This window comes from Cupriavidus sp. SK-4 (assembly GCF_000611125.1).
Lineage (GTDB): Bacteria > Pseudomonadota > Gammaproteobacteria > Burkholderiales > Burkholderiaceae > Cupriavidus > Cupriavidus necator.
The window spans coordinates 5,590-27,215 of the sequence record NZ_JFJW01000159.1; the positions used below are offsets into that span (position 1 = coordinate 5,590).

Genomic DNA, 21,626 nt, shown 5'->3' on the forward strand with positions numbered 1-21,626 from the left:
CCGTACCACCCCGGTACGCTCCCGCAATCCTCGCGGGATGCTGGCACGCCACCCGGATTGTCCCCGCCCCCTCCGCCACGCCGGGCGCTAGGGAAATCCACTAGTCCGTTCCAACGATTCCCCGCCGCCGCGCCATCACTACGCTGTCACCACAGGCACAGGCACAGCCAGCGCCGGCAATTCCTCTTTACAAGGAGCGAGACTTCAATGAAATCCAGCACAAGACAACTGATACGCGGTGGCCTGCTGCTCACCAGCATGGCCCTGGCGGCGGCATCGTGGGCGAAGGCCACCCCGGAGGAGCTCAAGCAACTGGATGGCACCCTCACGCCGATGGGCGCCGAGCGTGCCGCCAGCAAGGACGGCGAGGTCCCGGCGTGGACCGGCAAGTGGTTGGGCACGCCGGCCCATGTCAAATACCAGCGCGGCGAACGCTACCCGGACCCGTATGCCGATGAGAAGCCGCTGTTCGTCATCACCGCGCAGAACATGGCGCAGTATGCCGAGCGGCTCAGCGACGGGCAGAAGGCACTGTTCAAGAAGTACCCCGACAGCTTCAAGATGCCGGTGTACCCCAGCCATCGCGACTTCCGATATGAGGACACCGTCTACAAGGACATCCGCACCTACGCCTCCACCGTCAGCATGACGAGCGATGCCAACGGCCTGAAGGAAGCAGGACCCCAGGTTCCCTACCCGATTCCGAAAACCGCGATGGAGCTGTTGTGGAACCAGCGCTTCTCGTCGGCCATCGGCACCGAGAAGGCGCAGTTCGACCAGGCCGTGGTCTATCCGAACGGCTCGATCGCGTGGGGGCGCGTCTCATACAGCATCCTGTCGCCGCGCAACAACGGCAAGTTCGACCCGCGCAGCGCGCTCAACGAGCGCTCCTTCTTCCGCACCGCCACGGACCTGCCGTTGCGTGACCGCGGCCAGGTGATCGTTGGCTATGCGGTCTGGGACCAGGAGGGTTCGGACACCAACCGCACGTGGATCTACAACCCGGGCACGCGGCGGGTGCGCCAGGCACCGGAATTCGGCTTTGACCAGCCCCAGGGCCCCGGCGGCTTCCGCACGGTGGACGACGACCGGCTCTTCAACGGCTCCGGCGAGCGCTACAACTGGAAGATCGTCGGCAAGAAGGAGATCTTCGTCCCGTACCACAACTACAAGCTGCTGAGCACTTCCGTCAAGTACAAGGAGCTGCTCACGAATGGCCATGCCAATCCGGACGTCATGCGCTATGAACCGCATCGCGTATGGGTACTGGAAGCAACGCTCAAGTCCGGTTTCCGCCACCAGTATGCGAAGCGCGTGCTGTATCTCGACGAAGACAGCTGGCTCGCCCTGGCGGCCGACAACTACGATGGCCGCGGCCAGTTGTGGCGCACCAATCTTCAGGCCTCGGTGTACGCCTATGATGCACGCCGCTACTATCCGACCACGGTGTTCTACCATGACCTGATTTCGGGTGCCTACCTGGCCGACCGCCTGACCAACGAAGGCCCGATGGCAACGCTGAACAACAGCCCGGAATTCAACGAGGCGTTTTTCTCCCCGGACGCCGCGCGCGGGTCGGGTACCTGATCCCATCGTGATATCCGGCCGGGCGCAGCCTTTGGCGCCCGGTCGCGCTCCCCGCCCTGAACTGCCCCCCAAAAGTTGGAGACAACTTTTGGGGGTTTTTGCATGGCAAAGCCCAGCCGCTCCGATTGCAACCCGGGCTGCACCGGTTGCTTCTACCTCGAAAAGGAAGCCATGTATCCCGGCGAACGCGAGCGCCGGATGCAGGACGATGTCGTGGCCGCGTAAGTCCGGAACGCCATCAAATAAAAATGGGGCATCCGCCGCGGCTCGCGGCGGATGCCCCATTGACCAGGAGATCAGAAGTTCAGCGGTCGCTGCGCGGCATCCAGGCCGCCGTCGATGAACACCACGTTGCCATGGATGTAGGCAGCCTGCGGCCCGCACAGGAACGCGATCAGCGCGGCCACCTCTTCAGGCTGGGCGCGGCGCCCCAGCGGCGGCAGGAAATCGCGGATGGCATCGCCATAGCGCGGATCCTTGAGCCCTGCCTGCAGCAGCGGCGTTTCCACCGCGCCCGGCGCGACCACGTTGAGGCGCACGCCGGCCTGGCCCCAGGCGGCGGCGCGTTGCCGCGCGGCCGCCGCCACCGCATGCTTGGAGCTGGCATAGGCGATATAGCCTGCCTGGTCGCGGGTGGCTTGCGCCGCAGCGGCGGCTGCCACCATCGCGCGCACGCCTGGCTCGTCGCCGGCAAGGTAGGCATCACGCAGCGGGCTGCTCTCCCAGGACTGGAGCGTGGCCGAGTTGGACGACACCACCACGGCGCACGGTTCCGAGCCCTGGCGCAGCGCCTCGAACAGGCCATCCAGCAGCGCCACCACGCCGAAGTAGTTAACCGATGCCACCAGCGTGGCGGGTTCGACATGCGGGCCCAGGCCGGCGCAGCAGACCAGCTGGTCGATGCGGCCGCCTGACCGCGACAGTACGGCGTCGATCGCGGCAGCGCGGCCCTGCTGGCTGGACAGGTCGGCAACGATGTCGGCATCGCGCAGGTCGATGCCGATGACCCGGCAGCCGTCGGCGAGCATGCGCTGGCGCACGGCCGCACCCATGCCGGACGCGGCTCCGGTAATGACTACGGTTTTCATGGTGCGAGGTTCCGTGGAGATTGCCATCAGGCCTCGAACACATGCCGCAGCGCCGGCGGCTCGATATTGCCCGGGTTCAGCTCAAAGATGCGCCGTGCCACGCTGGACGGCCGCACCTGCTCCACGTCGGTGTAGAACTGCTGGTACCAGTCACGCATCTGGTAGATGGGCCCGTCGCCTTCGCACAGCAGCGGGTTGTCGATGCGGATCTTGCTGTCCCAGATCGCCACGTCCTCGTAGAAGGCCTGTTTGGCCTGCTCCACATAGGCTTGCGCCATGGCACGGTTCTGTTCCTCGGACAGCCCCGGGATCTTCTTCACCAGCACGCCGTAACGCAGCGCGAAGCTGTTGAGGTCGATCGGCACATGGCAGTTGAGCAGGATCGAGTGGATCTGCTGGTCGCCCATCTGTCCGATCATCTCGGTGATGTGGTACGCGGGCCCGAAGTACGTGGACAGCGCCGTCAGCTGCGCATCGCCCGAGAGCCGGGCACTGCGCCCGATCATCAGCTGCGTGGCCTTGTGGTCTTCGAACAGGTTGGCAAAGTAGTCCACCGGCGCGCCGTGGACCGTGCCGAAATGCGCCATGTCGGAGATATTGTCGACCAGCTCGCGGCAATTGGTGCGGATCAGCATCTCGTCGATGGCCCAGTCCGACCAATCCGAAGAGAAGCAGGCCTCGATGCGCGGAATCGCCACCTCGGGGGGTGCCGGGCGGCCTTCGGGATCGTGCCAGATGAAGAGCAGGCGGTTCTGCTCGCAGGTCTCCCAGGCGCCGACGCGGGCCTTGGGCGGCACGCGCTTGCAGTAGGGAATGGACTTGCAGCCGCCGTCGCCGCCCCACTGCCAGCCGTGGAACGGGCAGACCAAGTTGTCGCCCTGCACGGTGCCGGTGCTCAGGTCCGCGCCCATGTGCGGACAATAGCCGTCGATCACGCGAATCGCGCCGGTCGAGTCGGCAAACGCCGCCAGGCGCCGGCCGAAGATATTCAGCGTGTGCGGCGCGCCGTCGCGGTAGCCATCGGCCGGGCCGAGGCAATGCCAGCCGCGCGCGTAGCGGGCCTCGAGCGGGCGTGATTCGATCTTGTAGCCGGCCTTGTAGCCAGTCTGGTTGCCGTCAGCGGTCATTGCGTCTGTCTCCTTGAATTCCCGTGGGACCTTCAAGATAAGAGCGTCTGGCCGGCGGCTCATCGTCTCATCGGACTACTGCAGCGCGGCAATCCTGGTCAGCGCCGGATCATTGCCCGGGCCATGCACGCAACTGACGCCGGCCGGATCGTAGATCCGGGCCACGCAGCCATTGCAGCTGTCACAGGCCGAATGCGCCACCGCGCCGCTGCGCCAGTTGGCGACCAGCGCGGGATCGTGGATCAGCGCGCGCGCCAGCGCGACGCAGTCGAAGCCCTCTTCCATCAGCTGCGCGACATTGCCGATCGACTTGACGCCGCCGATATAGGCCAGCGGCATGCGCACCGCCCGCCGCACCACGCGTGACGCCTCCAGGAAGTACAGCTCGCGAAAAGCCAGCTCGCGCGGCGTGCGCTTCTCCAGCATGGTGATGCCGAAGCGCGCCACCGCGGTCGGCGCGGCGGCCTTCATCTGCGCCGTGGGCATGGGGCTGCCGAACAGCGCCCACGGGCTCTCGACGTTGCGCCCGCCGCTGAGGGTCAGCAGGTCGGCGCCTTCCGCCTCCAGCAGGCGCCCGGTCACGGCGGAATCCGCGGGCTCGTTGCCGCCCGGCACGCCGTCGCTGACGCTCAGCTTGCAGCAGACCGCCAGCTCGGCGCCGACCGCGTCCTTCACCTGGCGCAGCACCGAAGCCGGAAAGCGGGTGCGGTTCTCCACGCTGCCGCCGAACGCATCGCGCCGCCGGTTGCTCAGCGGCGACAGGAACTGGTTGAGCAGGTAGCCGTGCCCCATGTGGATTTCCACCGCGTCGAAGCCGGCTTCGCGCGCCAGCCGCGCCGCCGCGGCGAACTGGCCGGCAACGCGTGCCATGTCCGCCTCGCGCATGGCACGCTGGAAATACACGCCATGCAGCATGCCAAACGCATTGAGTCCGGATGAAGCACTGCCCGGGGCGCGGCTGCCGCCGTGGCGCATAGTGGTGAACGAGCCCGCATGGGTGATCTGCAGGCAGGCCGCCGCGCCTTCGCGATGCACGGCATCGGTCAGCACGCGCAGGTGCGCAACCTGCTCCGGGCGCATGCTGAGCTGGTGCGAAAAAGTCAGGCCGTCGTCGGCCACGGCCGCGTATGCGACCGTGGTCATGCCCACGCCGCCCGCGGCAAGCTCGCGGTGGTGCCTGACCAGCGCCTGGGTCGGCAGGCCCTGCGTCGTCATGCCCTCGTTGGCGCCGGCCTTGATAATGCGATTGCGCAGCGTGAGCGGGCCGATGCGGACCGGCGTGAATGCCGCCGCCGCGTAAGCCTGGTGATCGTGCATGCTGTCTCTCCGGGTCATCGGCCTTACACCGCGTCGGATTTCAGGGCGTGCGCCGGCGGCACCGTCTCGCCGCGCGCGGCGCCACCGGCACCACCGGCGGCCACGCGCGCACGCTCTTCCTCCTCCACGCCCAGCCATGCAGCCAGCGCCGGCAGCAGCGACACCGCGCCGAACAGGTTCACCAGGAACATGAAGGCCAGCAGGATCCCCATGTCGGCCTGGAACTTGAGCGCGGCAAAGGCCCACGTGCCCACCCCGATGCACATCGTCAACGCCGTGAACAGCGCCGCCGAACCGCGCTGGCGCATGGCCTCGGCAAAGGCCTGCGGCAAGGCCTGCCCTTCCTCGCGGATCTGGTGCTGGATGCGCTCATACAGGTAGATGCCATAGTCCACGCCGACGCCCACGCCCAGCGTGATGACCGGCAGCGTCGACACCTTCAGCCCGATGCCAAGCCGCGCCATCAGCGCATTGCACAGCACCGACACCAGCGTCAGCGGCACGATGATGCACAGCACCGCGCGCCACGAGCGGAACGTCAGCAGGCACAGCAGCGTGATCGCGCCGAAGATCGACAGCAGCATGGTCACTTCGGCTTCTTCCACGGCCTCATTGGTGGCCGCCATCACGCCGATATTGCCCCCGCCCAGGCGGAACGCCACGTTGGGGGTCTTGTCGGCGGCGGTGAAGCGGCGGATCTCGCGGATGATGTGGGCGATGGTGGCGCCCTCATGGTTGGCGGTGTAGATCAGCACCTGGATGGCCTGGCAGTTCGAGGTATTCATGCCGTTGTCCGGGTCGAAGGCCTTGGCGCCCTGGCTCAGGCCCTCGCTGCTGCGCGGCAGCGCCTCCCAGCGCGGGTTGCCCTCGTTGTAGGCGCCGATCACTACCTTGGCCAGCGACGACACGCTCACCACCGACTGCACGCCGGACACGCCGCGCATATGCATCTCGAAGCGCTCCACCGCACTCATCACCGGGTAGTGCAGGCAGCCGTCATCGAAGCCGGTCGGCTCCACCACCACGGTCAGTGCATCCGAGCCGATGTTGTACTGGCTCACGATGCTGGCGCTGTCGCGGTTGTAGCGCGAATCCGCGCGCAGTTCCGGTGCGCCGCTGCCGACATCGCCAATCTTCAGGCCGCGCGAATCGATGGCGCCGGCCGCCAGCAGCGCGAGCGCGGCCACGAACACGCCCAGCGCCGGGCCCGGGCGCGCCAGCGCGCCGAACTTCTGCCACAGCCCGCCGGATCCGTTCGCGCGCCGGGCCTGCGCCGATGCCAGCGCCGACGGCTCCAGCCGCGTGTACGACAGCAGGATCGGCAGGAACACCTTGTTGGTCACGATCATCAGCAGCACGCCCAGGCACGCCGTGATGCCAAGCTCGCGCACGATGTCGATCTCGATGCGCATGATGACCATGAACCCGAGCGCGTTGGTCAGCAGCGCGACCGTGCCGGGGATGAACAGCTTGCGGAAGGCCGCGCTGGCGCTGTCGAGCGCGCCATGTCCCTGCACCACTTCCTGCTTCCAGGCATTGGTCATCTGCACCGCGTGCGAGACCCCGATCGAGAAGATCAGGAACGGCACCAGGATCGACATCGGGTCGATGCCGTAGCCCAGCAGCGGCAGCAGGCCCAGCAGCCAGGCCACGGGCAGCAGCGCCACCACCAGCGACAGCAGCGTGATGCGCAGCGAGCGCGTGTACAGCCACAGCAGCAGCGCGGTCACGGCGAAGGCCAGCGCGAAGAAGCCCATCACGCCGGCGATGCCCTCTTCCACATCGCCCACCAGCTTGGCAAAGCCGACGATATTGACCTCGACGTCGGTGCCGCTGAATTCCCCGCGGATCTTCTCCAGCTGGCGCGCGACCGAACCGTAGTCGATGGTCTTGCCGGTCGCCGGATCGGTCTCGCGCAATTCCGCGCGGATCAGCGCGGACTTCAGGTCGTTGCTGACCAGGCGGCCGATCTGGCCGGAGCGCGCCACGTTGCGGCGCACCTTGTCGAGCTCGGCCGGCGTGCCGGAGAAGCGTCCCGGCACCACCACGTCGCCGCGAAAGCCCGCCTCCGTCACCTCGGTGTAGCGCACATTGGGCGTGAACAGCGAGAACACGCGCGAGCGGTCCACCCCGGGGATGAAGAACACGTCATCGGTGGCGCGGCGCAGCTTGTCCATGAAGGCCGCGTTGTAGATGTCGCCGTCGCCCTTCCAGCGCAGGCTCAGCAGCACCGTATTGGCACCGGAGAAGGTGCTCGCGTACTTGGTGAACACCTGCATGTACGGGTGCTGCAGCGGGATCATCTTGTTGAAGCCGGGATCGAGCCGCAGCCGCGTGGCCGAGACGCCCAGCACCACGGTCACGGCCAGGCACAGCACCAGCAGCAGGCGGCGCCGCTGCATCAGCAGGCTGGCGCAGGCATCGACAAAGCGGCCCAGGCGGCCGGAGGAATGGGGGCGGTTCATGATCGTTCTCGCATTCGGTAAGCCAGGGTCAGGCAGGGTCAGCGGGGATTGGCGGCGAGCGTGGCGCCGGCAAGGCCGCCATTGCCGCCCAGCGCCAGCGTGCCCTTGCCGGCAGGGGCCAGCGCGGCCAGGGTCTGCGGGCTGCCGGCGGGCAACGCGGTAAAGTGGCGCCCGCCGTCGGCGGACATCACCAGCGTGCCGCCCTGCCCGGCCAGCACGATGCGGCCATCGGGCAGCTCGACGCCGCCGAAGAACGAGGTCTTGAGGCCAGTGTCCGCGGCCTGCCAGGTGGCGCCGAAGTCCTCGCTGCGCAAGGCGTTGCCGCGCATGCCGAAGGCCAGCCAGGCGCCGTCGCGCAGCGGCTGCACGCCGTACAGCGAACCCTCGTAGGGGGACTTCACCACTTCCCAGCGGCTGCCGCCGTCGGGCGAGCGCAGCACCAGGCCGGCTTCGCCGACCAGCATCAGGCGTCCCTGCCCGTCGCCGGCGATGCCGTTGAGGTGGCGGTCCTGCATGGCCCTGTCTGCGGCTGTCTCCCAGTGCCGGCCCTGGTCGCGCGAGACCAGGAAGCGGCCAAAGCTGCCGACCGCGAACCACGGGCCGCCCGCCTGCGCCCAGGCGCCCAGCAGCGGATCGGACGAGCTCGCGTCGAACGCCACCTGCTGCCAGTGGGCACCGCCGTCTTCGGTGCGCAGGATCCAGCCGCTGTGCCCGACCGCCATGCCGTGGCGGCTGTCGGCAAAGGCCACCTGGGTCAGCGCGGCGCCTTGCGGATGATCCACGGCGGCCGTGCGCCAGTTGGCGCCCTGGTCGTCGCTGAACAGGATCTGGCCGCGCTCGCCCACTGCCACCAGGCGCTCGCCGGCGCGCGCGATGCCGTTGACCTGCAGGCCGTCCGGGCGCAGCGTCGTGGCCGCGAACGGCGGCAGCGGGCGCGGCGCGAAGGCCCATACCGCGGTGGCCAGCACGGCCAGCGACATGGCGACGCCGATCAGTCGTTTCATGATGTCTCCTCCTGATGGAGTGATGGCAGGCGGCCTCGTTGCGGGCCGGTCCGTGCCGGGCTGCTTATCGAACCAAAGTGTTTGCTCCCCTCTCCCGCTTGCGGGAGAGGGTTGGGGGGAGGGCCGGCGTGTCTTACGAAGTATGGCCTGCGGTATGCCACCGCCCGCCCCCCCCCCCCCCGCCCCGGGAGCGGGGAGAGGGAGCACACCCATCGGCACACCAACGGCTATCCCCGTCCAGGGTTCTTATTACAGAACGTCGAACAGCGCGGCGGCGCCCATGCCGCCGCCGATGCACATGGTCACCACCGCCTGCTGCACGCCGCGGCGCCGGCCTTCAATCAATGCGTGCGCGGTCATGCGCGCACCGGACATGCCGAACGGATGGCCGATCGAGATCGCGCCGCCGTTGACATTCAGCCGCGCATCCGGGATGCCCAGCTTCTGCTGGCAGTACAGCACCTGGCAGGCAAAGGCCTCGTTCAGCTCCCACAGGCCCACATCCGCCACCGTCATGCCATGGCGCTCGAGCAGCTTGGGCACCGCGAACACCGGGCCGATCCCCATCTCGTCCGGCGCGCAGCCCGCCACCGCCATGCCGCGGTAGCGGCCCAGCGGGCGCAGGCCACGCCGGCGGGCCTCGTCGGCGCTCATCATCAGCACCGCGGCGGCGCCGTCCGACAACTGCGAGGCATTGCCGGCAGTGATGTGCTCGCCGGCGGCCACCGCCTGTCCGCCGCTCCAGACCGGCTTCAGCGCTTCCAGGCTGCTGGCCGTGGTCTCGGGCCGGTTGCACTCGTCGTGCGCAAGCCGAACGGTCTCGTGGCCGGTCAGCGTGCCGGCCTTGTCGAACAGCGCGCGGCGCGTTTCCAGCGGCACGATCTCGTCGTCGAAGGCACCGCGCCGCTGTGCCTCGGCGGTGCGCTGCTGGCTGCGCCAGGCGTAGGCGTCCTGCTCGGCGCGGCTGATGCCGTAGCGTCGCGCCACTACCTCGGCGGTCTCGATCATCGCCATATAGGCTGCCGGCTGCCGCGCCAGCACCGCTTCGGACTGGGCGCGGTAGCTGTTCTTGTGCTTGGTCTGCGTCAGCGAGATAGACTCCGCGCCGCCGGCGACGATGATGTCGGCCTCGCCGCACTGGATCGCGCGGGCGCCCGCAGCGATCGTCATCAGGCCCGAGCCGCACATGCGGTCCATGGTCATGCCGGGCACGCTGTCCGGCAGGCCGGCCGCCACCGCGCACAGGCGGCCCAGGTTGTAGCCCTGGGTGCCCTGCTGCGCGGCCGCGCCGATCAGCACATCTTCCACCTCGGACGGATCCACGCCGGCGCGCTCCACCACCGCGCGCACCACGTGGCCGCCCAGCGCCGGGGCCTCGGTGTCGTTGAAGGCACCGCGGAAGGCCTTGCCGATCGGTGTGCGCGCGACGGCGACGATGACTGCTTCTTTCATGCTGGATTTCCTGTTCAGAAGTAATAGCGGCTGATGGTCTCGGCTACGCAGGCCGGCTTGTCGCCGCCTTCGATTTCCACGGTCATGCGCACCACCGACTGCACGCCGCCCTGCAGGGTCTCGGCCCGCACCAGTTCCCCCACCCCGCGCACGCGCGCGCCCACGCGCACCGGCGCCGGGAAGCGCACCTTGTCGCAGCCGTAGTTGACGCCCCACTTCATGCCTTCGACCGTGACCAGCTCCGGCAGGAACTGGTTGACCAGCGCCAGCGTCAGGTAGCCGTGCGCGATGCAGGCGCCGTATGGGCCCTGCTCGGCGCGCTCAGGGTCCACGTGCAGCCACTGGTGGTCGCCGGTGGCATTGGCGAACTGGTTGACCTGTTCCTGGGTGATCTGGGTCCAGGCGCTTTCGCCGAGGCGCTGGCCGACGGCGGCGTGGATGTCTTCGGCAGAACGGAAGATTCTTGGCATGTCTGGTTCCTGCGTTGTTCCCGGTCCCAACTGTTTCCCTTCAAGCCCGCTGGCTGCTCACCGGCAGCACCTCGCCCGTCATGTACGAGGCATAGTCGCTGGCCAAAAACACCATCACATTGGCCACCTCCCACACCTCCGCCGCACGCCCGAACGCTTCGCGCTCGCTGAGCCGGCGCAGCAGGTCGGCCGGCGCCGACTTCTTCAGGAAGTCGTGCAGCGCGATGCTGGGCGCCACCGCATTGATGCGCACGCCAAATTCGGCGGCCTCCATCGCGCTGCAGCGCGTCAGCGCCATCACCCCGGCCTTGGCCGCGGCGTAGTGCGACTGCTCCTTCTGCGCACGCCAGCCCAGCACCGACGCGTTGTTGACGATGGCGCCGCGCCGGCGCGCCTGCATGTGCGGCAACATCGCGCGCGTCATGCGGAAGGTGCCCGTGAGGGAAATATCGATCACGCGCGACCACTCGGCATCGTCCATATCAACTAGGCGGCGCGAGCCGCCCAGGCCGGCGTTGTTGATCAGTACGTCGGTTCCGCCCAAGGCTTCTTCGGCGGCGGCCACAAGTGCGCGCACCTGCGCTTCATCCGACACATCGCAAAGCTGGCCATGGATCGCGTGCAGGCCGGTTTCCGCGCGCAGGCGCTCAACCGCGTCTGCCAGGCGCTTCTCATGGACGTCGGAGATCATCAGCGCGCGGCAGCCCTCCTCGGCGCAGCGGCGCGCGGCGGCAAAGCCGATGCCGGCGCCCGCCGCCGCGGTGATGAGCACGCTCTTGCCGGCGAGCAGCTGATGGCCGGGCACATAGGCCGGGGCGCTGGGGATTTCGGTGTTCAGGGTCATGGCTGTCCTCGTGCTTCGCGCGGCATGCCGAGGCCGCGTTCGGCGATGATGTTGAGCTGGATTTCGTTGGTGCCGGCGTAGATGGTGTCGGCGCGCGAGAACAGCGCCATCTGCTGCAGCCGCGTGCGGCGCGTGTCGCCGGCGTCCAGCACATTGGCCAGCGGGCCCAGCACGTCCAGCGCCAGCTGGCCCAGGTCGCGGTGCCAGTTGGACCAGTAGTACTTGTAGATCAGCGCCTCTCGCTGCAGCGCGGTGCCGCCGTCCTGGCCCGCCTGCGCCGCGCCCGCCAGCATGCGCAGCGCATTGGCGCGCATCACGCGCAGGCCGGCCCAGGCGCGCGCAATGCGCTGGCGCACCAGCGCGTCGCGGCTGCTGCCGTTGTCGCGCGCGGCCTGCGCCACCCACTCCAGTTCATGCGTGAACTGCATCTGCTGGCCCAGCGTGGAGATGCCGCGCTCGAAGCCCAGCAGCGCCATGGCGATGCGCCAGCCATCGCCGGGCGCGCCCAGCACATCGGCGGCGGCGGCACGCGCGCCGTCGAAGAACACTTCATTGAATTCGGCGCCGCCGCCCATCTGGCGGATCGGGCGGATCTCGATGCCGGGCTGGTCCAGCGGCAGCATCAGGAAGATCAGGCCCTTGCTGCCGCGCGAGCCGGGCTCGCAGCGCGCCAGCACGAAGATCCAGTCCGAATCGTGCGCGAGCGAGGTCCACACCTTCTGGCCGCTCACCAGCCAGTCGCCAGTGACCGCATCGCGCTCCGCCCGCGTGCGCACATTGGCCAGGTCCGAGCCCGCCCCAGGCTCCGAATACCCCTGGCACCAGAACGTGGTGCCGTTCAGGATGCCGGGCAGCAGGCGCGCCTTCTGGTCGTCGGTGCCGAAGGCGACCAGGGTCGGGCCGATCAGCCCCTCGCCGATATGGCCCATGCGGCCCGGTCCCCCTGCCCGCGCGTATTCCTCATGGAAGATCACCTGCTGCATGACCGGCAGCTCGCGCCCGCCATGCGCGCGCGGCCAGCCCAGGCCGGTCCAGCCGCCTTCGGCCAGCCGGCGCTCCCACGCCTTGCGCAGTTCGGGATAGGCCTCTTCGTCGCCGGGGCCGCCGCGGTGCTTCAGGCAGGCGAACTCGCCGGCCAGGTTGGCGGCCATCCACTGCGCGACTTCGGCGCGGAATGCCGCCTCTTGATTCGCTGTCATGCTGTCCTCCAGGCATGCGGGCCATTGGCTGCGAGATACGCCAGCGCCGCGCCGGCACCGCCCAGCCAGTGGCTGGCGGCCTGCGCGCGCTTGAAATAGAGCTGGGGGTCGTATTCCCAGGTGAAGCCGACACCGCCATGCAACTGGATAGCCTCCTGCGCGCAGAAGCGCAGGGCATCGTCGGCGGCCACGGACGCGGCGGCGATGTCGAGGCGGATGCCGGTGTCATCGGCCACCTCGCCCGTTTCCCACGCCTGCGCCGCGCCATACACCGCCGAGCGCGCCGCCTCGACCAGCACCATCATCTGCGCGCAGCGGTGCTTGACCGCCTGGAACGAAGCGATGGCGCGCCCGAACTGGATCCGCTCCGAGGCATAGGCCACGGTTAGGTCCAGGCATTGCTGGGCCGCGCCAAGTTGCTCCGCCGCCAGCATCAGCTTGCCGTGCCACCAGGCCTGGGCCAGGCCGAAGGCCGCCGCGTCCGCGCGCGCCAGGCACGCGCTGGCGGGCACGGGCAGCCCGTCCAGCCGCAGCGCGGCCAGCGGCCGCGTGCGGTCCAGCGTATTGAGCGGCGCCAGCATGAATCGCGCATCCCGGGCCAGGGCTGCCGGTTCCAGCAGGAACAGCGCAGGCATGCCGTCTTCGAGCCGGGCCGGCACCAGCAGCCAGTCGGCGCCGGCGGCATCGGCCACCTGGGCGGCGCTGCCACGCAGCACGAAGCCATCCACGCTTGCCTGCGCGCCAATGGCGACGCCGTCGTACTGCCAGCCGCCATCGTCCGGCAGCACCGCGGCGGCACGCAGCTCGCCACAGGCCAGCCGCTCCAGCCACTGCGCGCTGCCACGCGGGCCCAGGCTGGCCTGCAGCCAGGGCGCGGCCACGCACACAGCGGACCAGAACGGCACGCAGGCCAGGCGCTGGCCCAGTTGTTCCTGCAGCAGCACCAGCCCGGGCGCGCCCAGGCCGGCGCCGCCCACGGCTTCGGGCAGTGCGATGCCGCACCAGCCGAGGTCGCCCGCGACCGCGTGCCACAGCGCTTCATCGTGCGCGGGACCCGCCTCGGTCACGCGCCGCACCGCCGCCGAATCGCTGTGCGCGGCGAGGTAGTCGCGCGCGCTGTCGCGGACCATCTGCTGTTCGACGCTAAGGGAGAAGTCCATGGCCGTCGCGCTCAGCTGCCGTAGACCGGCTGGGGTGCCTGCGCCTGCGCCAGCAGTTCCGCCACGGCTGCGCCCAGTTCGGCCGGCTGCCAACGTGATCCCTTGTCGGACTTCGGTCCGGTGCGCCAGCCGTCGGCCACCGAGACCATGCCGCCGGCCGCCTCGAACATGCGTCCGTTGACCTGCGCGGACGCGGCGCTGCCCAGCCATACCACCAGCGGCGCGACGTTGGCCGGGTCGTAGTAATCGAAGCCGTCTTCCGGCGCCCGCATCATGTCGGCGAACACATCTTCGGTCATGCCGGTGCGCGCCGCCGGCGCCAGCGCATTGGCGGTGATGCCGTAGCGGCCCAGCTCGGCGGCCTGCACCAGCGTGAGCGCGCCAATGCCGGCCTTGGCGGCGGCGTAGTTGGACTGCCCGACCGAACCCTGCAGGCCCGCGCCGGAGCTGGTGTTAATAATGCGCGCGTCGACGGCGCGGCCGGCCTTGGCGGCATCGCGCCACCGCTTGGCGAGCAGGTTGGCCAGGCAGAAGTGGCCGCGCAGGTGCACGCGCATGACGTCGTCCCAGTCCGCTTCGGTCAGGCTGACAAACATGCGGTCGCGGCAGATGCCGGCGTTGTTGACCAGCACATGCACCTCGCCGAAGGCCTCGACCGCGGCATCGACGATGCGCTGCGCGGTGGCCAGCTGCGTGATGTCGTCAGCGCTGGCCAGTGCGCTGCCGCCGGCCGCGCGGATCTCCGTACAGACGGCCTCGGCCGCCTCGCGCCGGATGTCGTTGACGACTACATTGGCACCCTCGGCGGCGAAGGCCAGCGCATAGGCGCGGCCCAGACCGCCGCCGGCGCCGGTGATGATGACGGTGCGTGCGTCGCAGATTCCCATGGCGCTCTCCTTACAAGCGTTCGATGATGGTGACGTTGGCCAGGCCACCGCCTTCGCACATGGTCTGTAGGCCGTAGCGGCCGCCTGTGCGTTCCAGCTCATGCAGCAGCGTGGTCATCAGGCGCGCCCCGGTGGCGCCCAGCGGGTGGCCCAGTGCGATGGCGCCGCCGTTGGGGTTGGTGCGCTCGGCCGCGTAGCCGGTCTCGGCCAGCCATGCCATCGCTACCGAGGCAAACGCTTCATTGATCTCGACCACGTCGATATCGGCCAGGCGCAGGCCGCTGCGCTCCAGTGCGTGTTTGGTTGCCGGGATCGGCGCGGTCAGCATCCACAGCGGGTCGTCGCCCAGCACGCTCATATGCGCGATGCGCGCACGCGGCTTGAGCTGGTAGCGCTTGAGCGCGTCTTCCGAGACGATCAGCAGCGCGGCGGCGGCATCGGCGGTCTGGCTGGACACGGCCGCGGTCAGCGAACTGCCGGGCATCAGCGGTTCCAGCGCAGCCATCTTGGCCAGCGTGGTATCGGGGCGCGGGGTCTCGTCATGCTTCACGCCTTCGCACGGCACGATTTCACGCGCAAAGCGGCCGCCTTCGATGGCGGCAGCGGCGCGCTGATGGCTTGCCAGCGCGTAGGCTTCCATCGCTTCGCGCGACAGCTTCCAGTGATCGGCAATGCGCTGCGCGGCATGGAACTGCGACACCGGCGCATCGCCAAAGCGCGCCTGCCAGCCCTTGCTGCCCGAGAACGGGTCGGCAAACCCCAGCGCCTGCCCGGCCAGCATGGCCGACGAGATCGGAATCTGCGTCATGGTCTGCACGCCGCCGGCGATCACCACATCCTGCGTGCCGCTCATCACCGCCTGCGCGGCAAAGTGCACCGCCTGCTGCGACGAGCCGCACTGGCGGTCCACGGTCACGCCCGGCACCGTCAGCGGCAGGCCGGCTGCCAGCCACGCGCTGCGGGCGATATTGCCGGCCAGCGGGCCGATGGTGTCGACGCAGCCGAACACCACGTCGTCATAGTCCTCGGCGGGAATGCCGTTGCGGCGCACCAGCTCGGCCAGCACGAAGCCGCCCAGGTCGGCGCCGTGCATGTGCGACAGTCCGCCCTTGCGGCGCCCGGTGGGCGTGCGCAGGGCATCAACGATATAGGCGTCTTTCATGGTCATTGGTCTCTTTGGAATCAGGCGAAGGTGGCGCCGGCGCCGATGTCATGCGCGCCGTCAAGGATGTGCGCGCCCATGCGCGCCTTGTGGAAGGCACGGTCGCCCCAGCTTCCCGCCAGGGCCCAGGCCCGCTTGGTGAAGATCTGCAGGTCCAGTTCCCAGGTGTAGCCCATTGCGCCGTGCACCTGGATGGCCTGGCGCGCCGCGCTCCACGCGCAGCGCGCGGCGGCCACGCGGGCGTGCGAGACATGCAGGCCCGCATCGGGCAGGCCATGCGCCAGCGCGGCGGCGGCGCGCAGCAGCACCGGCCTGGCGAATTCAAGCTGGATCGCCACGTCGGCCAGCAGGTGCTTGACCGCCTGGTAGGCGCCGATGGCCTTGCCGAACTGCTTGCGCTGCGCGCTGTAGTCGATCGCCAGGTCCAGCATGCGCTGGGTCAGGCCCAGTTGCTGCGCGGCCACGCCGAGCGCGCCGCGGTTCAGCGCGCTGTTCCACAGGCCACTGCCGGACGGGATCAGCTCGGACTCCGCGGCCGGCGTCCAGGCCAGCTCGAACAGGCGGCGCGAAGGATCGAGCCCGGTGCGCGCCGTCAGCACGGCCTGGTCGGGCCGCACCAGGTGCACGGCACCTTCGTGCGCGCACAGGATGGCGTCGGCCACGTGGGCGTCGGCGACCAGCCGCTCTTGCGGATGCGCCACTGCCACGCGCGCATCGCCGGCGGCGATGCGCTCCAGCAGCGTGGCGCAGCGTTCGCGCGCCGAGGCGTTCGGCGCTGCCGCGAGCGCATCGCGCAGCAGCCCGGCCGCCACCAGCGCGGTGTCGAGCAAAGGCTCGGGCAGCGCAAAGTAGCCGCAGGCCTGCGCCAGCGGCGCCCATTCGACCTCGCCCAGCCCCAGTCCGCCCTGCTCCTGCGGCACCATCACCGCGGTCAGGCCCTGGTTGGCAAGCTGGCGCCACAGCGCGTCGGAGCGGCCGGACTCGGTGGCCCACAGCTCGCGCGTCAGTTCGGGCGTCATCTCGGTCATCAGGAAGCGCCGGATCGCCTCGGCAAACTGCTCCTGCTCTTCGGTCAATGCGAAATCCATGGTGTTTTCCCCGGGTGCCGTCATGCGCGCGGCATGCCGAGCAGGCGCTCGGCGACGATATTGCGCTGGATCTCGTTGGTGCCGGCATAGATCGGCCCGGCCTGCGAGAACAGGAAGCCATCCAGCCAGTGGCCGAGCGAACCCGGCGGCTGGCCGTCGGGCGCGACCTCTGCGGACTGCCCCAGGATGGCCAGCGCGGTATCGTGCATATGGATGTCCAGCTCGGACCAGAACACCTTGTTCGTGCTCGACTCCGCGCCGATATGGCCGCCGCGCACCAGGCGGCTCGCGGTGGCGTAGGTGGACAGCGTGTAGGCCTCGGCGTCCATCCAGGCGCGCAGCACCGCCTCGCGCAGCGAGGGGTCACGGTCCGCCGCTTCGCGGTTGGCCTGGTACAGCCTGACCAGCGCGCGCGCGGTTTCCTGGAAGCGCGCCGGCGAGCGCAGCATCAGGCCGCGTTCGAAGCCGGCGGTGGCCATGGCCACCTGCCAGCCGGCGCCTTCGGCGGCCAGGCGGTTTTCCACCGGCACGCGCACGTCGTCGAAGAAGATCTCGGCAAAGCCGGTCTGGCCGTTGAGCTGGCGGATCGGGCGCACGGTAATGCCGGGCGTATCCAGCGGCATCAGGATGAAGGTCAGGCCATGGTGTCGGGTCGAGGCCGGGTCGGTGCGGAACAGGCCGAACAGCCAGTCCGCCCACACCGCCCTCGTCGACCAGATCTTCTGGCCGTTGATCACATAGTCATCGCCCTGCCGGATCGCGCTGCAGCGGATCGCGGCCATGTCGGAGCCTGCGTTCGGCTCGGACCAGCCCTGCGCCCAGACATGCTCGCCCGAGGCCATGCGCGGCAGGAAGCGCGCCTTCTGCGCCTCGGTGCCGAATTCCATCAGCGTGGGTCCGAGCAGGAAGATGCCGTTCTGGTTGACGCGCATCGGCGCGCCGGCACGCCAGTACTCTTCCTCGAAGATCAGCCACTCGATCAGGTCGCAGCCGCGCCCGCCCAGTTCGGCCGGCCACGTGACCATGCTCCAGCGACCCTGGTTGAGCGTGGCCTCCCAGGCGCGGTGCTGGGCGAAGCCCGCTTCGGTATCGAAGCTCGCTAGCGGCGTGCGCGGCACGTGCGCGGCCATCCAGTCGCGCACCTCGGCGCGGAAGGCGCGCTGGGCGTCGGTGTATTCAAGCTGCATCGCGCTCTCCCTGCGCAAAGCGGGCTTCGCGGCCTTCGACGAAGGCGGCACGCGCCTCGCCGGAATCCGCGCTCATATAGGCCTGCAGCGTGAAGCCCTGCTCCCAGCGGTACTTGTCCTCGAGGTTGCCGTCCTCCACGCCATTGAGCGCTTCCTTGGCCAGCTGCAGCATGGCCGGGCTCTTGGCGGCGATCTGGCGGGCCAGCGTCATGGCGGCCTCGCGCAACTCTGCGCGCGGCACCACGCGCTCGACCGCGCCCAGCCGGTATGCCTCGGCGGCATCGATCATCTCGCCAGTGAAGTACATCGCCCTGACCTTCTGCACGCCGAACATGCGCTGCAGGTGGGCGCCGCCGCCCATGGCGCCGCGGTCGATCTCCGGCACGCCAAAGCGCGCGCAATCGGCGGCCATGATGATGTCGGCCGCGCCGCAGATGCCGATGCCGCCGCCCAGCACGAAGCCGTGCACGGCCACGATGACCGGCTTGGGATTGCGGTGCACGGCACGGAAGGTGGCATAGTTGCCGGCGTTGACATCGACGATGCGCTGCGGGTAAGCGGCCAGCTCCTTGATGTCGACGCCGGCGCAGAAGCCGCGGCCTTCGCCGCGCAGCACGATCACGCGCACGGCGGGATCGGTGCCCAGCTGGTCGATCGCGGTGGCCAGCGCATGCCAGCCGGCGCTGTCGAGCGCATTGACTGGCGCATGGTCGATCACCAGTTCGGCGATGCCGTCGGCGGTGTCGATGCGGAACGGCCCGGTCTTTTTGTTCGTTTGCATGGTTTCCTCTGTCTGTGGGTCAGGCCGCTGCAGCCAGTCCGGCGCCAGCCAGCGCCGCAAGGCGCGCCTGTGCCTGCGCGGCCATGCCGGCCACGATCTGTTCGCAGGATTCGATGGCCCGGATCGCCGCGGCGGCCTGGCCGCTGGGCAGCACGCCTTCATCGGGGCATCCCTCCACCATCGCGCGCTGGATCAGCACCGGCGCGTTGGCGGCCATCAGGGTCTGGGCGGCGCTGTAGTCCTGCTCGCGCATCGCGCGCCAGGCGGTGGCCAGCATCTGCGCGCTGCGCATGCCGGTACGCGCCTGCCATTTGCGCGCGGCCGCCAGCGCCAGCCAGGTGCGCCGTAGCGGACCGGCCTTCTCCAGCGCCAGCAGCAGGTCGTTGTCGATCATTCGCTGCGGCAGGCCGTCAATGGCCAGCGATACGCGGATGCTGGCCGGGTCGCGCACCTTGACGTAGCGCTCCAGCGTTGGCGCCGGCACCGGCGATTCGGCCGACATCAGGAAGCGCGTGCCCATGGCCACGCCGGCCGCGCCGTAGGCCAGCGCCGCGGCCAGTCCGCGGCCGTCGAAGAAGCCGCCGGCGGCCACCACCGGCACGCTCACGCTGTCCAGCACCTGCGGCAGCAGCAGCGTGGTCGGCGTGCCCCCGGTATGGCCGCCGCCCTCGCCGCCCTGCACGGTGACCACGTCCGCGCCCAGTTTCACGGCCTTGGCCGCATGCTTGGCCGCGCCCACGGTCGGCATGCAGACCACGCCAGCCGCCTTGAGCTTGCCGATCATCTTCGCGTCCGGGCCGCGCCCGTAGCTGACCGCGCGCAGCCGGTGGCGGATCGCCATCTCGATCACTTCATCCGCGTTGGGCTGGAACATGTGGAAGTTGATGCCGAAGGGCCGGTCGCTGAGCGCCTTCACGCGCAGGATCTCGCGCTCGACCTCGCCGGGCGCAATGGTGGCGCCGGCCAGGAAGCCGAAGGCCCCGGCATTGCCGCTGGCCGCGACCAGCTTCGCATCCGCCACCCAGCCCATCGCCGTCTGCACGATGGGGTAGCGACAGCCCAGCAGGTCGCACAGCACGGTGTGCAGGCTCGCGGTGCTCATGCCTTGTCCTCGCCGGTGCGTTGCGAAGCGGCCATGGCGCGCGCGTCATAGCCGCCGAGCTTGTCGCCGCTGACCAGTTCGTTGTGCGCATGGGCGAAGTGGTGCCAGGCAAAGACGGCATCCATCGCGGTGCGCTTGCCCTGCAGGTCTTCCACATGGTTGACCGCCTGCTTGGTCAGCGTCAGGCCCAGCCGCGGCATCTGCGCAACCTTTGCGGCCATGCCGTAGACGGTGTCTTCCAGCGCGTCGCGCGGCACCACGCGGTTGACCATGCCCATGCGCTCGGCGCGTTCGGCGCCCATGCGCTCGCCCAGGAACAGGAACTCCTTGGCGATGCGCGGATGCAGCTCGTAGGGATGGGCGAAGTACTCGACGCCGGGAATGCCCATGCGCACCACCGGATCGGCAAAGAAGGCATCGTCCGACGCCACGATCAGGTCGCACACCCATGCCAGCATCAATCCGCCGGCAATGCAGGCGCCATGCACCATGGCGATGGTCGGCTTGGGCAGTTCGCGCCAGCGCCGGCACATGCCCAGGTAGACCTCCTGCTCGCGGGCATAGAGGAACTCGCCGCCCGGCTTGTTGACGTGGTCATACCAGAGCGAGGCACGCTCGAACGACTCGTTGATGTCGCGTCCCGGCGTGCCGATGTCGTGCCCGGCCGAAAAATGCTTGCCGGCCCCGCGCAGCACGATCACCTTGACCGCGTCGTCCGCGGCGGCGCACCGGTAGGCCTCGTCCAGCGCGTAGGTCATCTTGGAGTTCTGCGCGTTGTGGAACTGCGGCCGGTTCATGGTCACGGTGGCAATGCCGTCCGCGACCTGGTAGAGCACCTCGGCATTGGGGCCAAGGCTGATGGCTTCGGTAGCTGGCGTTGTCATGTCGGCCTCACACGCGTCCGGAAGGATTGCCGCGCACGATGGCCGCGCGCAGGTTGTGCGGATCAAGCTGGGCGATCAGCCGCAGCTCTTCCGGTGTCGGCGGCGCCGTCTCCGGCAGGGCCTCGCCGGGTATATTCGCCAGCGCAAAGCCCGTGGCCGCCTGCACCTGGTCGAAGCTCGCGCCCGGGTGCAGCGAGCGCACGCGGATGGCATGGTCAGCCCCCCCGAAATCCATCACGCACAGGTCGGTTACGATCACGCGCAGGTCAACGAAGCTGCGCATGCCTTCGATCTGGCGGGCCGGGTTGTAGCCGGCGCTGCAGACCATATCGACTTCACCCGCGACGAACGCGCGCGTGCTGTGGGCCGGCACGAAGAAGGAATTGGCGTGGTGGATGCTGTTGCCGGGAAAGCCGCGCGCGCCCAGCAACTGGGTCTTTGGCTGCGCATGCGTGCCGCCCAGCCAGGAGATATTGGCCTGGCCGAAGCGGTCGATCTGCGTCGGCATCACCAGCGCGTGGCGCCGCCCGCCCCACAGGCAGTCGAACACGCGCGAGTAGCCCATCCAGCCGCTCGCGCGCACCTTGTAGCCGGGCTCGCGCGGGCCCAGCGGCACCGGCGTTTCCACCAGGTAGGCCTCGCCGTCGGTCAGCAGCAGGCCCGGGTTGTGCGCAAGCCGCGCCAGGCCGGCGGCGATGCGCGGGCCGGTGCCGATGCCGGTGGCCAGCACCTCGCCGTCGTCGCGCCATTCGCGGGCGGCGGCGGCAATCATCAGCTCGGCGCGGGTGAATTCATAAGTGGCGCTCACGGTCGCTCCTTGGG

20 protein-coding genes are annotated in these 21,626 nt (G+C 69.3%); 2 read left to right on the forward strand and 18 right to left on the reverse strand.

What is annotated here, in order from left to right:
* The first annotated feature begins 207 nt into the window (after positions 1–207).
* Positions 208–1,587, forward strand: coding sequence for a DUF1329 domain-containing protein (locus CF68_RS31115; protein WP_035826608.1), 1,380 nt, complete (start codon positions 208–210; stop codon positions 1,585–1,587).
* Between the two features lie 102 nt (positions 1,588–1,689).
* Positions 1,690–1,812 carry a hypothetical protein gene (locus CF68_RS39035; protein WP_255351165.1) on the forward strand — a complete coding sequence of 41 codons (123 nt, stop codon included), beginning with the start codon at positions 1,690–1,692 and terminating at the stop codon, positions 1,810–1,812.
* A gap of 71 nt (positions 1,813–1,883) precedes the next feature.
* On the opposite strand, the gene CF68_RS31120 is transcribed toward CF68_RS39035, so the two are convergent.
* From CF68_RS31120 to CF68_RS31205, 18 genes are all read right to left on the reverse strand, one after another.
* Positions 1,884–2,675, reverse strand: a complete 792-nt coding sequence (locus CF68_RS31120; protein WP_035826610.1) for an SDR family oxidoreductase — start codon at positions 2,673–2,675, stop codon at positions 1,884–1,886.
* 26 nt (positions 2,676–2,701) lie between these two features.
* Positions 2,702–3,802, reverse strand: a complete 1,101-nt coding sequence (locus CF68_RS31125; RefSeq protein WP_051591777.1) for a Rieske 2Fe-2S domain-containing protein — start codon at positions 3,800–3,802, stop codon at positions 2,702–2,704.
* Positions 3,803–3,877: 75 nt separating this feature from the next.
* A complete protein-coding gene (locus tag CF68_RS31130; protein ID WP_369798929.1) occupies positions 3,878–5,071 on the reverse strand; it encodes an NADH:flavin oxidoreductase in 1,194 nt (397 codons plus the stop codon).
* A gap of 71 nt (positions 5,072–5,142) precedes the next feature.
* On the reverse strand, positions 5,143–7,584 hold the full coding sequence (locus CF68_RS31135) for an RND family transporter (RefSeq protein ID WP_035826613.1): 2,442 nt from the start codon (positions 7,582–7,584) through the stop codon (positions 5,143–5,145).
* A gap of 38 nt (positions 7,585–7,622) precedes the next feature.
* Positions 7,623–8,588, reverse strand: coding sequence for a YCF48-related protein (locus CF68_RS31140; protein WP_035826615.1), 966 nt, complete (start codon positions 8,586–8,588; stop codon positions 7,623–7,625).
* Between the two features lie 249 nt (positions 8,589–8,837).
* Positions 8,838–10,040: an acetyl-CoA C-acyltransferase gene (locus CF68_RS31145; protein ID WP_035826617.1), complete on the reverse strand. Its 1,203-nt coding sequence runs from the start codon at positions 10,038–10,040 to the stop codon at positions 8,838–8,840.
* Between the two features lie 14 nt (positions 10,041–10,054).
* Complete coding sequence (locus tag CF68_RS31150) at positions 10,055–10,510, reverse strand: MaoC family dehydratase (protein ID WP_035826619.1); 456 nt, start codon at positions 10,508–10,510, stop codon at positions 10,055–10,057.
* 40 nt (positions 10,511–10,550) lie between these two features.
* On the reverse strand, positions 10,551–11,354 hold the full coding sequence (locus CF68_RS31155) for an SDR family oxidoreductase (protein WP_035826622.1): 804 nt from the start codon (positions 11,352–11,354) through the stop codon (positions 10,551–10,553).
* Entirely contained in the window at positions 11,351–12,553 is a 1,203-nt protein-coding gene (locus CF68_RS31160) for an acyl-CoA dehydrogenase family protein (protein ID WP_035826625.1), read from the reverse strand. The genes CF68_RS31155 and CF68_RS31160 overlap by 4 nt, the downstream gene beginning before the upstream one ends.
* The gene (locus CF68_RS31165; RefSeq protein ID WP_035826627.1) at positions 12,550–13,713 is read right to left on the reverse strand and encodes an acyl-CoA dehydrogenase family protein; all 1,164 of its coding nucleotides are present in this window, start codon (positions 13,711–13,713) and stop codon (positions 12,550–12,552) included. Before CF68_RS31165 ends, CF68_RS31160 begins: the two co-directional genes overlap by 4 nt.
* Before the next feature lie 11 nt (positions 13,714–13,724).
* Positions 13,725–14,600: an SDR family oxidoreductase gene (locus tag CF68_RS31170; RefSeq protein ID WP_035826629.1), complete on the reverse strand. Its 876-nt coding sequence runs from the start codon at positions 14,598–14,600 to the stop codon at positions 13,725–13,727.
* Between the two features lie 10 nt (positions 14,601–14,610).
* Positions 14,611–15,762, reverse strand: coding sequence for an acetyl-CoA C-acetyltransferase (locus CF68_RS31175; protein WP_035826712.1), 1,152 nt, complete (start codon positions 15,760–15,762; stop codon positions 14,611–14,613).
* A 20-nt stretch (positions 15,763–15,782) separates the two neighbouring features.
* Positions 15,783–16,850 carry an acyl-CoA dehydrogenase family protein gene (locus CF68_RS31180; RefSeq protein WP_035826631.1) on the reverse strand — a complete coding sequence of 356 codons (1,068 nt, stop codon included), beginning with the start codon at positions 16,848–16,850 and terminating at the stop codon, positions 15,783–15,785.
* A gap of 20 nt (positions 16,851–16,870) precedes the next feature.
* Positions 16,871–18,037, reverse strand: coding sequence for an acyl-CoA dehydrogenase family protein (locus CF68_RS31185; protein ID WP_035826634.1), 1,167 nt, complete (start codon positions 18,035–18,037; stop codon positions 16,871–16,873).
* Positions 18,027–18,818, reverse strand: coding sequence for an enoyl-CoA hydratase family protein (locus tag CF68_RS31190; protein ID WP_035826713.1), 792 nt, complete (start codon positions 18,816–18,818; stop codon positions 18,027–18,029). Before CF68_RS31190 ends, CF68_RS31185 begins: the two co-directional genes overlap by 11 nt.
* Before the next feature lie 19 nt (positions 18,819–18,837).
* Entirely contained in the window at positions 18,838–19,920 is a 1,083-nt protein-coding gene (locus tag CF68_RS31195) for a nitronate monooxygenase family protein (protein ID WP_035826636.1), read from the reverse strand.
* Positions 19,917–20,804, reverse strand: coding sequence for an enoyl-CoA hydratase (locus CF68_RS31200; RefSeq protein WP_035826639.1), 888 nt, complete (start codon positions 20,802–20,804; stop codon positions 19,917–19,919). Before CF68_RS31200 ends, CF68_RS31195 begins: the two co-directional genes overlap by 4 nt.
* Before the next feature lie 7 nt (positions 20,805–20,811).
* Entirely contained in the window at positions 20,812–21,612 is an 801-nt protein-coding gene (locus tag CF68_RS31205; RefSeq protein WP_035826643.1) for a CoA-transferase subunit beta, read from the reverse strand.
* Positions 21,613–21,626: the final 14 nt, after the last annotated feature.

Excerpts from the sequence above, each read along its gene's own strand:
- CF68_RS31120 (WP_035826610.1), bottom strand. The coding sequence starts at position 2,675 with ATGAAAACCGTAGTCATTACCGGAGCCGCGTCCGGCATGGGTGCGGCC.
- CF68_RS39035 (WP_255351165.1), top strand. The coding sequence starts at position 1,690 with ATGGCAAAGCCCAGCCGCTCCGATTGCAACCCGGGCTGCACCGGTTGC.
- CF68_RS31160 (WP_035826625.1), bottom strand. The coding sequence starts at position 12,553 with ATGACAGCGAATCAAGAGGCGGCATTCCGCGCCGAAGTCGCGCAGTGG.
- CF68_RS31195 (WP_035826636.1), bottom strand. The coding sequence starts at position 19,920 with ATGAGCACCGCGAGCCTGCACACCGTGCTGTGCGACCTGCTGGGCTGT.
- CF68_RS31170 (WP_035826629.1), bottom strand. The coding sequence starts at position 14,600 with ATGGGAATCTGCGACGCACGCACCGTCATCATCACCGGCGCCGGCGGC.
- CF68_RS31180 (WP_035826631.1), bottom strand. The coding sequence starts at position 16,850 with ATGGATTTCGCATTGACCGAAGAGCAGGAGCAGTTTGCCGAGGCGATC.
- CF68_RS31125 (WP_051591777.1), bottom strand. The coding sequence starts at position 3,802 with ATGACCGCTGACGGCAACCAGACTGGCTACAAGGCCGGCTACAAGATC.
- CF68_RS31175 (WP_035826712.1), bottom strand. The coding sequence starts at position 15,762 with ATGAAAGACGCCTATATCGTTGATGCCCTGCGCACGCCCACCGGGCGC.
- CF68_RS31185 (WP_035826634.1), bottom strand. The coding sequence starts at position 18,037 with ATGCAGCTTGAATACACCGACGCCCAGCGCGCCTTCCGCGCCGAGGTG.
- CF68_RS31115 (WP_035826608.1), top strand. The coding sequence starts at position 208 with ATGAAATCCAGCACAAGACAACTGATACGCGGTGGCCTGCTGCTCACC.
- CF68_RS31140 (WP_035826615.1), bottom strand. The coding sequence starts at position 8,588 with ATGAAACGACTGATCGGCGTCGCCATGTCGCTGGCCGTGCTGGCCACC.
- CF68_RS31145 (WP_035826617.1), bottom strand. The coding sequence starts at position 10,040 with ATGAAAGAAGCAGTCATCGTCGCCGTCGCGCGCACACCGATCGGCAAG.
- CF68_RS31190 (WP_035826713.1), bottom strand. The coding sequence starts at position 18,818 with ATGCAAACGAACAAAAAGACCGGGCCGTTCCGCATCGACACCGCCGAC.
- CF68_RS31165 (WP_035826627.1), bottom strand. The coding sequence starts at position 13,713 with ATGGACTTCTCCCTTAGCGTCGAACAGCAGATGGTCCGCGACAGCGCG.
- CF68_RS31200 (WP_035826639.1), bottom strand. The coding sequence starts at position 20,804 with ATGACAACGCCAGCTACCGAAGCCATCAGCCTTGGCCCCAATGCCGAG.
- CF68_RS31135 (WP_035826613.1), bottom strand. The coding sequence starts at position 7,584 with ATGAACCGCCCCCATTCCTCCGGCCGCCTGGGCCGCTTTGTCGATGCC.
- CF68_RS31150 (WP_035826619.1), bottom strand. The coding sequence starts at position 10,510 with ATGCCAAGAATCTTCCGTTCTGCCGAAGACATCCACGCCGCCGTCGGC.
- CF68_RS31155 (WP_035826622.1), bottom strand. The coding sequence starts at position 11,354 with ATGACCCTGAACACCGAAATCCCCAGCGCCCCGGCCTATGTGCCCGGC.